General features: G+C 46.5%; 7 protein-coding genes. 3 read left to right on the top strand and 4 right to left on the bottom strand.

The features are described 5' to 3' along the window. Window positions 1-136: 136 nt before the first annotated feature. The 3 genes from ABLA76_RS10805 (at window position 137) to ABLA76_RS10795 (ending at window position 4866) form a co-directional block, all read left to right on the top strand. The gene (locus ABLA76_RS10805) at window positions 137-844 is read left to right on the top strand and encodes a HAMP domain-containing protein (RefSeq protein WP_348987921.1); all 708 of its coding nucleotides are present in this window, start codon (window positions 137-139) and stop codon (window positions 842-844) included. 107 nt (window positions 845-951) lie between these two features. Further along, the gene (locus ABLA76_RS10800) at window positions 952-2421 is read left to right on the top strand and encodes a pitrilysin family protein (protein ID WP_348987920.1); all 1470 of its coding nucleotides are present in this window, start codon (window positions 952-954) and stop codon (window positions 2419-2421) included. A 300-nt stretch (window positions 2422-2721) separates the two neighbouring features. Next, window positions 2722-4866: a phospholipase C, phosphocholine-specific gene (locus ABLA76_RS10795; RefSeq protein WP_348987919.1), complete on the top strand. Its 2145-nt coding sequence runs from the start codon at window positions 2722-2724 to the stop codon at window positions 4864-4866. Window positions 4867-4940: 74 nt separating this feature from the next. Here ABLA76_RS10795 and ABLA76_RS10790 read toward each other — a convergent pair whose 3' ends face one another. The 4 genes from ABLA76_RS10790 to ABLA76_RS10775 all read right to left on the bottom strand — a co-directional run bounded on the left by ABLA76_RS10790 (window position 4941) and on the right by ABLA76_RS10775 (window position 12567). Beyond that, window positions 4941-5147 carry a 4-oxalocrotonate tautomerase family protein gene (locus tag ABLA76_RS10790; protein ID WP_348987918.1) on the bottom strand — a complete coding sequence of 69 codons (207 nt, stop codon included), beginning with the start codon at window positions 5145-5147 and terminating at the stop codon, window positions 4941-4943. A 76-nt stretch (window positions 5148-5223) separates the two neighbouring features. Then, window positions 5224-6201, bottom strand: a complete 978-nt coding sequence (gene yhjD, locus ABLA76_RS10785; RefSeq protein WP_348987917.1) for an inner membrane protein YhjD — start codon at window positions 6199-6201, stop codon at window positions 5224-5226. A 139-nt stretch (window positions 6202-6340) separates the two neighbouring features. Beyond that, window positions 6341-10786 (bottom strand): hemagglutinin repeat-containing protein, encoded by a 4446-nt coding sequence (locus ABLA76_RS10780; RefSeq protein WP_348987916.1) that lies wholly within the window; start codon window positions 10784-10786, stop codon window positions 6341-6343. 110 nt (window positions 10787-10896) lie between these two features. Beyond that, on the bottom strand, window positions 10897-12567 hold the full coding sequence (locus ABLA76_RS10775; RefSeq protein WP_348987915.1) for a ShlB/FhaC/HecB family hemolysin secretion/activation protein: 1671 nt from the start codon (window positions 12565-12567) through the stop codon (window positions 10897-10899). Window positions 12568-13062 lie beyond the last annotated feature (495 nt).

The following is a 13062-nucleotide window of genomic DNA, read 5'->3' as shown; positions in this document are numbered from 1 at the left end:
TTATATCCCGGTCATTTCTCTGTTGTATTCATCAAAATAAGACGACCACAAGTAAGATCAAGTATACTCACTCACATTGTTAAGATGTGCTGGTCAGTGTTTTCACTATTATTATCTCAGTGTTGGTTTGGATAAGATGAAATTGCGTGTCAAACGTTCGTTAACTATTAAACAGATGGCCGCTGTGACAGGGGTCACTTTGGTTACCATTGCCATTTTCATCACCATCCAGTTGTCTCATCTGTTACAGCAGCGGAAAGATGACTATATCAGTCAGCTTAACAATGCGGCCTTACAGATCCAGACTCCTTTGGCAGAAGCCTTGTTGAGTTCAGATCTCAATAAAGCGAAAACGCTGTTGATTGGATTAAAGACCTCAGGCATTCTGGGTCGGGCCGATGTACTGTTACCTGATAACGTTCGGGTAATGAGCCTGGATTTTGCCACTCATCGTCCCATACCTGAACTGGCAAAGCAGGTTTTTGGCATTCCCGTTGAGGTTAATATTCCTCTCTATGTTTATGGTGTTTCGCCAAAAATAGCGCAATCACAGGGGCACCTTATTTTACAGGTTGATTCCAATCGAGTGTATCGTTTTGCCTTGAATACACTTGCATTAATGTTGACCACTTATTTATTACTCGCACTTATTCTTACGGTGTCGATAAGCTGGTGCGTAAATCGCATTGTCATCCATCCGTTGCGTGATGTTGCGCGGGAACTGAATGAAGAACAGGCACCAGAGCCTATGCCTTGCCCGAAAAACCATCAGGATGATGAGCTGGGGTTGTTGGTGAAAGGCTATAATCGTCAGGTTAATAAGCAGAAAACGCCATCAAAATGAAACCTGACAAGATGAATAACAGTCTAATCCTTGATGATAATATTCAGGGATGAATGATTGTCTTAGGCTATCGCAGGATAAAATTAAACAGGTAGGGGTAAGTGAACATGCTGAGCAATAAAATCGGATATCTTATTGGTGGTGCGATTCTGGTTACAACTTGTTTGGCACAGGCTGAGACCTTGCAACCAGATCCAGCCTGGCAACAAGGCAAACTTGAAAATGGATTTAGCTGGCAAATCCTGCAAACACCACAGCGGCCTAATGACAGAGTACAGTTGCGGTTATTGGTAAAGACAGGCTCACTGTCTGAAAAAACCCAACAACGGGGCTATACCTACCTGATTCCGAAAATCGTCTTATCCAGCAGCAAAGATTTATCATCGCAGAAACTGGAAAATCTATGGCACAATGCGATAGATACTAAAAATCTCTTTCCGCCTGCCATTGTTTCCTATGATTTCACCCTTTACAGTCTGAGCCTGCCGAATAATCGTCCCGATCTATTGCAAGATGCATTGATATGGTTATCCGACATTGCTGGTGGTGCGGTATTTACACCGGAGACACTGGCACAGGCCATAAAAGGGGATGAACATCTTGTGACGACGTTCCCATCTGATATCCAGGACCCTGTATGGCGTATGCGTCTGCAAGGTTCGACACTTATCGACCATGATCCCGGTATGTCCATATCAGTGCCTGTCGATGTAAAAAAAGTCGAAAATTTTTATCATCAATGGTACACGCCGGATGCGATAACGCTGTATATCGCAGGGCATGTTGACAACCGATTACTGTCAGAGCGGATTAACCGGACCTTTGCCTCATTGGCGGGGAAACGGCAGACACCGGTTCCTGTTTCTACCTTGCTGCCACTGAGGGCAGCAACGATTGGCGTAGTGAGTGATAAGGCCGAACAAGATCGCTTATCGTTAATCTGGAACCTGAACTGGTTGCCGATTAACAATTCGGAAACCCTGATTCAGTACTGGTTAAATGACCTGACGCGTGAAGCGCTTTACCGTTACCTGCAATCGGGGCTTAAGGATAAGCAGGATGACATGAAATTAGGCTTGGATTGCCGGGTGCTATACCAGCGGGCAAACTGCTCACTAAATCTGGACTCCTCTGCGGACAAGCTGATGAAATCTACGCTTTATCTGGCTTCCCAGCTATCAACATTGCGGGAACATGGCTTGCCACAGGAACAATTTGATGAGCTTTATGCGCAGAAGAAAAGTCAGCTCCAGCAGTTATTTGCCATGTATGCCCGCACTGATACCGATGTTTTGATTAATCAACGTCTGTTGTCACAGCAAAATAATGTGATAGATATCGCCCCTGAACAATTCCAGCGGTTAAGGCAGGCGTTTTTATCCTCTCTGACACCACAAATTTTGAATAAGAGGCTGAAAGAGATGCTGTCCCAGGAAATCTCTTTTATTCTGGTGCAACCAAAAGGTGAAGCGACGATGGATGTGAATCAGATTAAAAATAGCTTTAATCAGATTATGCGCCCCGGTCCATTGCCGGAGAAACCGAAAGAGCCTGAAAGGGTGAGAGAGGGGAAATAGATAGTGACTAATAAAAGAGCAAACTGGTGTTGAGTCTAAATGTGAACAACGCTATCATGATTAATAGTTTCTATTAGAAACTATTATATTAATATCAGTTTACCTACTGATAAGGTTTGGAATTTCATCTTGTTACGGACATTTTTTACTGATGCCTTGCTGCCGTAACCCGATTTTCACTCAGAGCTTTGAGATATTCGCGTATATATCCGACTAGTTCGATTTCCTTGGCTTCATTTTCCTGCAATATTTGGCTATTACTCTCGAGGCCCTTTCCAATAGACATCTCAGGAATGAATTATGCCAAACTTTTCACACAGAGAAAGATTAAAAGCTGCCGCCGCCGGATCAGCGTGTTCATTGCTGCCTGACTCGATTCTCAAGGCGCTGGTCATACCAGCCAACAACCGTACCGGTACTATTGACGACGTGGAGCATGTCGTGATCCTGATGCAGGAAAACCGTGCTTTCGACCATTATTTTGGCACCTTGTCTGGTGTACGTGGCTTCAGTGACCGTATCACCATTCCACTCCCCGGTGGCCGCAATATCTGGCAACAGCAGGGGAATGGGCGGCTGATCTTGCCATATTATCTGGACAGTCGATGTGGCAATGCACAGAGAGTTGGGGGGACGCCTCACTCCTGGACTGATGAACATTCCGCCTGGGACAATGGCCGTATGAGTGCCTGGCCAACCTATAAGACGACAAACTCAATGGGCTATTACCGTCAGGCTGAATTGCCATACCAGTTTGCTTTGGCCAACGCCTTCACCTTGTGTGACGCATACCACTGTTCGATCCATGCTGGCACTGATCCCAATCGTCTGTTCCTCTGGACCGGCACCAACGGTCCTAGTGCGGCTAACGTCGCCGCAGTGGTCAACGAGTGGGATGCGCCTGGCCCGCCAGAAGTAGGGTATACGTGGAAAACCTATCCAGAAAGATTGGAGGAGAGCGGCATTAGCTGGAAAATTTATCAATACCTGCCGGACAACTTCGGTGATAACCCACTGGCCGGTTTCCGCCAGTACCGTGCTGCCAGTGTCGAGGCGGGTAATCCGGCACAGCCACCGGAAGATTTCCACGACTTTGTACCTTACAGTGATGAACTGAACGAGAGAGTTCCACTGTACAAGGGCAATGGCAATACTCTGCCAGCTTCTAGTGGTGACGATATGGAGACGATACTGGCTGGATTTCGCGCCGAGGTGAAGAAGGGCAGATTGCCGCAGGTAAGCTGGATCGTCGCACCGCAGGCCTATAGTGAGCATCCAGGGCCGTCCTGCCCTGTGCAGGGTGGCTGGTTCGTTCAGGAAATCATCAATGCGCTGACAGATGACCCACAGGTGTGGAGCAAAACGGTATTGTTGGTGAATTTTGATGAAAATGACGGCTTTTTCGATCATATGCCTTCACCCTCCGCACCGTCGCTACGGGAAGATGGTAGTTTCGCCGGTAAATCCACGCTACCCTTCGACACTGAGATCTTCCAACACGTAGCCCCAGAGGGATCGCATTATCAGCCGCCACCAGACAGGGGCATTTATGGTCCTGGGCCGAGAGTACCGATGCTGATCCTGTCACCCTGGAGTCGCGGAGGTTGGGTTAACTCACAAGTATTCGACCACACCTCAGTCCTACAGTTTTTGGAAAAACGTTTCCGGGTACGCGAGCCGAATATCAGCGCCTGGCGGCGTGCAGTGTGTGGTGATCTCACTTCCGCGTTCAACTTTGTTAATCCCAACAATGAAGTACCCTGCTTGCCTGCCATCACACGACAGATAGCAGACAACCTGCGTCGGGATCAGGAAGCGTTACCGCCTGTGCCGTTACCGGAGGTTGAAAACCAGCACTTGCCGTATCAATGGCGGCTGGCTCGTCCTTCCCGCGCATTACCTTACCGACTTAATGTTGAAGCCTCGGCTTACCCTGACAAGGGTTTACTGACACTGAGCTTTTACAACATGGGTGAACAGGGTGTGGTATTCCATGTTTACGATAAACTGCATCTGGATGAGATCCCTCGGCGTTACACCGTTGAGGCGGGAAAGTCGCTCAGTGATGACTGGCAGACGGCAGATAACTATGATCTCTGGTTGTTAGGACCCAATGGTTTTCACCGTGCATTGAGTGGTTCACTGACACAGCGGGAGCCAGAAGTGAGTCAAATCATGAATGATACTTGCCTGCAACTGGAACTGAACAATCCGGGTGACAAAACGGTGGAGATCATCATAAACCGCTGTCCTTATACATTACAGGGACCGTGGTGCATTAACATGCCAGCGGGAAGCTGTCACAGCCAGGCTTTTGACACCCGCATCAGTGGTGGCTGGTACGATATTTCACTGGCGGGGCCGAAAGGATGGCACCGCCGCCTGGCTGGCAGACTGGAAAACGGTGAGCACAGTATCAGCGATCCGTTGATGGGGAAAGAATAAGGCCACTGCGTCGAATAACAGGGCGGTTTAAACCGCCCTGATTTAAATAATTAATGTTTTCTGAAACCATTAACTTATTTCTTCGCGGCAGCCCGTAACTCCGTGACGTTTTTACCCCCAATGCCCCAGTTATCTGTTTCTACTTCATCGATGATCACAACGGTTGTTGCCGGATTTTTCCCAAGTACATCCACCAGCAATTGGGTGGCTCCTTCAATCAGTTGTTTTTTCTGTTCAGTGGTGACGCCTTCACGGGTAATTCTGATGTTCACAAATGGCATAAAAATAACTCCTTTTTGAGGTTGTTATAGACACGTGGGTACAGCAAAAAAACAGTCTTACTTGATATGTGGATGTTTACTTGGCTTTCTTCTCTTCCGCTGTAGCGATCCAGGCGGCACAAAACAGTGTCAGACGAGCGAAAAAATAGAAGAATGCCATTAAGCCAATCACCGAACCAAAAGCGGCACCCGAAGGGGAGCTGGCAAGGCGTGGCAGCATCATAGTCATAATATATTTAATCACTTCAAATCCAATGGCGGCCATTAGGGTGCCTTTAAACAGCGCTGTTCTTTCAGGGCGATGACGCGGCAAGATCCACAATATCCACAGGAATAATAAATAATTGGCTGAAATGGAAATGGTCATGCCAATTGATGTCCATGCCGGCCGGAGCCATTCGATGCCTTCCAGTCCGAGGGCGTGGACGATAGTAGCCTGGGCAGAGCCTGCTATGGAAGTCAGCGAAAGGGTGATAACCAATGCAAACAGCAGACCGAATAAAGAGAAAAAGTCGCGGATATATTGAAAGTAAATTTTCTCTTTATCTTCATGATGACGTTCCCAGACATCTCTGGATTGGGCGAGTATTGCCTCACGTAAATTACCAACCCAGTTCATCCCTGAATAAAGTGCAATCGCCAAACCCGTCAATCCCACGGTTGTTCTTTGGTTAATCGCCGTGTCTACGCTGTTTTTCAGGGTGTTGGCGAGCGCGGGATCACTGATGCTATTGGCGATGCCATTAATCAAACGTGTCAGCAAGTCAGGGTTGGAAGCCAGCACAAAACCTGCGACGGCAAAAGAGAGCATCAGAATTGGGATTAAAGATAGAAACGAAAAATAGGTGATGGCAGCCCCGAATTGGCTACCCATGCGGTCGTTAAAACGTTGTGCCGCCCTAATAAAGTGGGCGATAAAAGGAATACGGCGGATGACATTGCCAATACGGATGGTTACGGAAAGTGCTTTTTTACTGCCATATAGCCCTTTCTCTAACGGTGTGAAACGCTTCCCTGTATTGCGTTGCTCCCTGTTTTCATGGTTATCTGGCATTACATCCCCTGACGAAAAAATATGTCTGCAAAAAAGAGTAACAGGCAAAATGGAAAAGGCAACAGGTTGGGGAATATGAAGAAATACGGTAGCCGTATATTGGCTACCGTACAAGAGGATCAATCGTTAGTCATAATAATTAATCTAACTGACGACCCTTAATTTCACTGTGGATAGTGGGCAGTTCAGTATCGTGACCCGCATTTTTCACAAAAGGGACTTTACCGGAGAAAATATCTTTTTGTGCAGAGGTTGCCAGACTGATGAGGGAATCAGGTACATTAATACCTAAGTTTTTGCCCTTATCGTATCCGGCGACAGATTGCTGATTAATTTGTGGCGTGTTCAGCGAGACAGCACCTTGTGCACTGTCAATTTTGCTGCCCATTAAAGAGGTTGTTCCAGAGACATCCAGATTAACCCCTTGAGTACCGGTCAATGCTGTTTGCTTACCTACAGCTTCCCGATCGAGAGTATCGTAGTTGCCTTTGAGTTTGCCATTGAAGCCCTTGAATGTGGCTTTCAATTGATCTGTCAAACTTGGGGCTTTATCCCCGGTTTTAGCGTCACCGGTAGCCGCAGTTTCAGTTACGGTCTTTGTTATGTTTTCTGACAAGACGTCTGTGGTAGGAACCGCCTGTTTAGAGGCGGCATCCCCTTTGACGGTTTTGCTATAACCCACGCCCGCATCCAGACCCACATTCAGGCTATGGGTGCTGTCTTTGCGGCTTTCGACATTGAAATTGCCACTGACGTTGCCCGTTACCTGATCAGCATCCACATTCGCACCTTTAAGTGAGGTATCACCCGCACTGGTCAGGTTAACATTGCCGCCGGAAACCTGTGCGTTATGGTGTGTGGTTTGCGTCAGGTTATTGACACCCAATTTCAGTTCACCACCCATATTATATTTATTGTCGAAAATTCTGTTGGCCGGATCGTTTGTTGTTGAAGCATGGCCTGCTGCGCTATCACCTCCTTCTTTGCGGGCGGTAGAAGACATGCCGCCTTTAGCTTTAGCACCGACATGCCAACCATCGGCGCTCGCCGTATCCTGAGCCGAAATCAGTTCGATTTTCCCACGCTGTGCGGTTAAATCTACCTGTTTGGCGGAAACGTTGGCACCTTGTAATGTCAGATTATTGCCTGCATTCAGATTTACCCCTTGTCCACCCGTGATATTGCTGGTTTGGGCGGTAGTGTTATTCTGATTGGCGGTGTTATAACCGCCACCGAGGCTACCACTGAAATTCTTGCCATCCGGGTTGGTTCCCACGGTCAGGGAAATTTCCCCATTGTAACCATGACCTTGTTTCTCATTACGGTTGGTGGCCTGATTGAACTGAATATTGCCACCCGCTTTAACGTTGGCTGAACCTTCACCGGCATTGATTGACGTGCCCTGGTAGCGTGCATCTCTGGTCACCTGAACATTAACGCCATTTTGGGCGTTGATGCCGCTGGTTACTGCACGGGTAGTGCTGTTTGATGTTTCCTGATAACTGCCACTGCCTTTGCCATTGACGGAGATATCTGCACCGGTTGTGGTGTAGACACGCAGGCTGGCATTGCCAGTTGTTTCAGCGGTATGGGAGCGTTGACTGTTGGTTGCGGCTTCACTGGTATGGCTGCCGGCCGTCAGCGAGACACCCCCTTTATTGGCCTGGTATTGCGTACCCTGGTCATAGATATCACCGTTCGTTGTGAGGTTGATATCATCCGCCTTGATAGTAGTGACTACCGCATTGGATTGATGGTTATTGGTGTAACGACTGTTGCCATTCATGGTCAGTTCAATACCGGCATTAGGCAAACCCGTTTTCGTGATGGAAGCATCCAGTTTCTTATCTGCGGCCGCCCTGGCTGTTTTTTCTACAGGCCGAGTGGTTGCACTGTAATCGGCAGTCCCGCTAATCTCGCCGCCTGCCTGTAATTGATGGGTTGAGCTGGATGCGGTATTGGCCGTTGCCACATTTTTAATGCTGCCGGCATTCGCCTGATAAGAACCTTGCACTTGATGATCCGTGCCCTGTTGCTTCAACTCACCCATCGCATTCAGCTCAAGGTTACCCGTTACCTGGGTTTTGGTGACTTCTGCCGTTGTCCGGCTGTCAGATTTTCCGTTGCTGTTGTAAGTTCCTTCAACACCACTACCGAGTTTGTCCATACCGCCAGTGACAAATACACTGTTGCTCAGTTTTTCTTGTGAGGCTGAGGTTGATGTGCTGTTTTCGCCAGCCAGCAACGCAATGTTATTGCCGGTAATTTTCGCATCATCGTGTGTTGTGACCAACTTAGCGCCAGCCACAGTGACATTGTTGCCCGCATTTACGCTAAGATTGCCACCATTCAGTTCTGATGGGCGTTGAGTTGTACTTTCATCTTTCTGTTTATCGGTGGTGTGTTCAAAACCCACACCCGCACGATATTGGTTATCTTTCATCTCCTTGGCGTAGTACTGCCAGTCAAGGTGGGTTTTTTCCTGTTGATATTGATTCTTCTCACCATAATTCAGGATATTGATATTGCCTGACGTATTCAGTTGCAGTTTGCCGGCACTTTTTGCCAGACTGCCAATGACATTGATGTCTTTATTACTGAGTAATTTCAGATCGACATCGGAAATCAATTGACTGCCGGAAGATTTTTGCTGTTTGTTGTGTTCTTGATTCGTATTTTTGGTGATGTTGAAGATTGTTCCCTTTCTTTCATCCACCTCTTGAGAAATATAGCTGACCGCATTATCGATAATTAACGGCCCTTCATTGGCTTGAACATAAGCGCCTTTTTGCGCTTTGACTTTACTGCCCGTAATGGTGACACCCTTTGTACCTGTCAGCAGCAAGTGCCCGTCAGCCGTCACTTCGGAAATATGATGGGTTTCTGATTTATCGCGGTTATCTTTTTTGCTGCCACCGGCAATCCCGCCCCAATAGGTTTTATCCTTGGCAAGGATCTGATCATCAACGAGGGATTGGACAGTAATGTGAGTTTGCTGATCCGCAGAAATAAGCAGGTTTTTGCCTGAGTTAATCTGGGTTCCGATAATGTCAACATTTCCTTTCGCCTTAATACCTAAGTCTCCGCCTGCGCTTAATTCATTGCCGGTGCTTCTTTGGGTGGAATTGACCTCATTCCAATTACCCGTTTGCAATGATGCCCGATGGTTCTTTTTGTATCCCTTCTCTAAGGTCATTTCTGATTCCACTAAACCCGCCAGCTTCACATTTTTTTGGGCGGATACGGACAACTGGTTGCCCGCTTTGATCTTACTGCCAAGGACTTCGGCATCGCCTTCACTGGCGGTCAACTGGATATTTTCACGCGCGTTAACGGTATTGCCTTCGTGCTGATATTTTTCACTTTCATTGGTGACATCATACTGCCAGCCCCACTTCCGTTGATTGTTCGTGTTACGGTCAAGTTGGTGAAGCTGTTGCCCATCCAGTTTCAGGTTGGCACCAGTCAGTTTGACATTATCCCCTTCAATATCGGTTGCCATCACGTGATTGTTTTGTCTGGCCACCAGCGTGATGTTCTTGCCTGCCAGTTGGGTACGGGCAACAGATTCACTGATTTGCTTTTGTTCGGTATAAATGCCACTAAAAGTGCTATCGTGATTGTTGCTGCCTGTTTTGTCTGATGAAAATTGATTCAGGCGACCCTGAGACAGCACATTTTTGCCGCTCAAGGTGATATCCCCGCCTTTTAGCTCCGCCGCTTCCAACTTCACATCACCGTAGGATTCAACTTCAATCCCATCATTGGCGGTTACCTGACCCTTTAAATTGACGCCGCTTCCTTCTGCGGTATTCAGCAGACGAATGCGTCCTGCCCGCATACTGCCCAAATAATAGCTGTCAAGTGCATTGATATTGGCTTGCTGGGTATCCAGGATGCGACCATCGGCCGAAATCTTGTTATTCCCCGTTGTAATATTGAGACTTTTTGTGGTGATCACCTGGCCATTGATGTCAATTTTGGGGGCAATCAGATTCAGCACGTCATGATGGGATAACCCATTGGTCCTGATATTCAGGGCGTTTTGGTTATCAAAGGTGTTGAAGCCCTGCAAAATCCCACTTTCCACCAGTGGATTACCGACAACCAGTGACGCCTGATTGGTATTGATAAAACCACAGCCGTCACAAGTGATACCGTTAGGGTTTGCCAGAACATAATCGGCGGCGATACCAAATATTTCCTGTTCGCCGAGCAAGAATGAAGAGTTACGGCTAATAACCTCATTTAAGATCACACTGGCAACTTGTCCATTAAGGTTACTGTTGGCAGATAATTCCCCTGCCAATTGTGATGTTCCATCCTCCAGAGAGTTATTGAACACCGCCCCCGTTTGATTGACGTTAAAATCCTGGTATTGGTTATGTGATAACCCTGATTCGGAAGGCGCAACGATATTGACCACGGTTGCACCGGTATCAGCTTGCATAACATCCGGGCTATGGGCGGTATCGCCACCGGGCGTAATATCATGGGCAAAACTGACTGAACAGGTTGCCAGAATAATTGCCATAGAGGCGGCAAGCTTGCCCGTGGGAGACAGTTTAAATTTTTTACTTTTCATATAATTTCCTTATTTGCTTCTTTTTATTGCCATGTGCAGCGCTCTGGGGATCATGGTTCTGATAATCCCCACAACTGGCTGCGGTTAAAAAAATCAAATGGTTCAAAAAATTAAAAAGTGTAAGAGAAGCGGGTTAACAGTTGCATAGGTTCATCCGTGTGCCTATTTTGGTGAGAAAACAATTTGCCTCGGCTGAACTCAACATCCGCAAACAGTTGCTGATAGCGTAGTGTCAGACCTGCACTTAATCCGGCACTGCTTTTCCAGCCGCCCTGACTGCGATAGCCTTTAACCTGGCCGATATCCACGCCGGTACGCAACAAAAGTGAGCCTTTGGCAATGGGGATTGAGTGAGAAAATGTATTTCTTAAATACCAGCCATTATCAGCCGATGACACATTTTTGCTGAATCCTCGCACCGCATTACGGTCGGTCACATTGAGCCACTCAACACCGGGTAGCCCATCTTTGCTGTATTGGGCATAAAATTGGCTGCTGAATTGGTAAGGCACATCCAGGAGTGTGAAACGCTGTTGTAAATTTGCCGATAATTTCCCTTTGGTAAACTGCTTATTCAGGTTGGCTGTCGCGGTTTGGGCACCAAACCACGGCATTCCCCGCTCAATACTCATATTGAGGGAGAACAGCCCTGAAGGGATAATTTGTAAATGGTTAATACCCAGTTCGAGGACACTCAATGTCTGGCTACTGACGGTGAGCTTGGCTTCTTGGAAATGGTTGGTGTAATTCTTATAAACCAACTGGGTGTTTAATGTACTAATTTGCGACTGGTTACGATGAAAAACCCAATCGGCACGAATGCCCGTTTGCGTTGAATTCCCGTACAATTTAGTCGAATGTATCTTTAAACGAGGATGACTGGTGTATTGGGAATAACTGTTGAATCCACTCAATGTTACGGCTCCATAGGGGAGTGAATAGAGCAGAGTATAGGCGCGATTATATTGGGTATCGGGTTTATCTACGGTACTGGCACCGCTGAGGCTAACAAAGTCAGATAACCTTAATGGGCTATCAACACTGGCATTGAGTCGCGTGATCCATTTTCCTGTGCTTTTCTGTCCATAATTATCGGTTGTGGTGGTTATTCTCCACGGAGAAGCGTGCCGATTATGTAGCCTGACGACAGAACCCCCATTAACTGTACCCGGTAGAATATCGAGAGTGGTTTTGTTTGACTGCAAACGATTTGCCTGATCCAGCCCTTGATCAAGTTGATTCAGGTTGAGTGGTTTATTTACCAAACGTGGGAAGAGTGTTTGGCTATTGACCCAACGGTCAGCACCTTCTATCGCCTCGACAAAACCTTCAACAACATTGATCCCTAGCTCGCCATTTGCGTTGGGGGGAATAAACTGTACCCGCGCCGTAATGTAACCTTTAGCAATATAAAGGTTGGTGATTTCCGCTGACAGCGTGTTGATGTCATTGCGGGTGATACAGCTATCGGGCAGGGCACTGAGGGTATTCAGATCCTCCAGAGAGAGTAAGGTAATGCCCTGAAGATAAACCCCATTAACCGCCAAACATGGCGGTGCTTCCACTACGACGGGTGAGACAGTTTGTGGTGAAACGTTATCGGTGCGATTAATCAATCCTTGATGACGGCGTTCTTCAATTAATTGGTCTATTTCTCGTGAACTATCTTGTAAGGTTCTTCTTGCTTCATCTGTAGGAAAAGCGGGATTAGGCGTATCAGGCGATGCGCTCCCCTGAAATGCAGTACATAATAAGATGAAGATTGTCGTCCTTTTAATCATGGGAATACCCAAATGACAATAGTTGATGGGAAATGTATCGTGTTGGGTTAGGTTTAAACATCCTAGTTTATTAATTAAGCATTAGAGCATAGAAAATCTTTTATGTTGTTCTGATTAACAAATGTGTTTTGTCAGGAATTATAATTTCCAGTTATAAATTTACATTAGTGATTTATGATAATTCATTTTAGTTATGTATTATTTCAATGTGAAGAGTTAAGTGAAATTTAATTTGGTTTAATCAATGTCCAGCAGAATAATGAGATTGAATTAGGGGGTTTTTCTGTATTTTCAGCTTTTTATTTACAAGTTTTACTTATGGAACATTGATGAAAGGTATTGAAGTGGCGGAAATGTAACACATTAAGAACAGCGGTTTTTTAGTCAGATTGCTTGGCGTAAAATCAATCATGCATGTAACTATAAATTCATCTATCTTTATTTATTGTGAAAATAATTACTATATGAAAATCTGACAGCGAAAAAAAATCAGAA

The sequence above is a fragment of the Xenorhabdus sp. SGI240 genome (assembly GCF_040081915.1).
Lineage (GTDB): Bacteria > Pseudomonadota > Gammaproteobacteria > Enterobacterales > Enterobacteriaceae > Xenorhabdus > Xenorhabdus bakwenae.
This window is presented reverse-complemented; position numbering and strand designations above follow the sequence as displayed.

What these genes read in the sequence shown, in the direction of transcription:
- ABLA76_RS10790 (WP_348987918.1), bottom strand. Translation starts at nt 5,147, where the DNA reads ATGCCATTTGTGAACATCAGAATTACCCGTGAAGGCGTCACCACTGAA.
- ABLA76_RS10800 (WP_348987920.1), top strand. Translation starts at nt 952, where the DNA reads ATGCTGAGCAATAAAATCGGATATCTTATTGGTGGTGCGATTCTGGTT.
- ABLA76_RS10780 (WP_348987916.1), bottom strand. Translation starts at nt 10,786, where the DNA reads ATGAAAAGTAAAAAATTTAAACTGTCTCCCACGGGCAAGCTTGCCGCC.
- ABLA76_RS10775 (WP_348987915.1), bottom strand. Translation starts at nt 12,567, where the DNA reads ATGATTAAAAGGACGACAATCTTCATCTTATTATGTACTGCATTTCAG.
- yhjD (WP_348987917.1), bottom strand. Translation starts at nt 6,201, where the DNA reads ATGCCAGATAACCATGAAAACAGGGAGCAACGCAATACAGGGAAGCGT.
- ABLA76_RS10795 (WP_348987919.1), top strand. Translation starts at nt 2,722, where the DNA reads ATGCCAAACTTTTCACACAGAGAAAGATTAAAAGCTGCCGCCGCCGGA.
- ABLA76_RS10805 (WP_348987921.1), top strand. Translation starts at nt 137, where the DNA reads ATGAAATTGCGTGTCAAACGTTCGTTAACTATTAAACAGATGGCCGCT.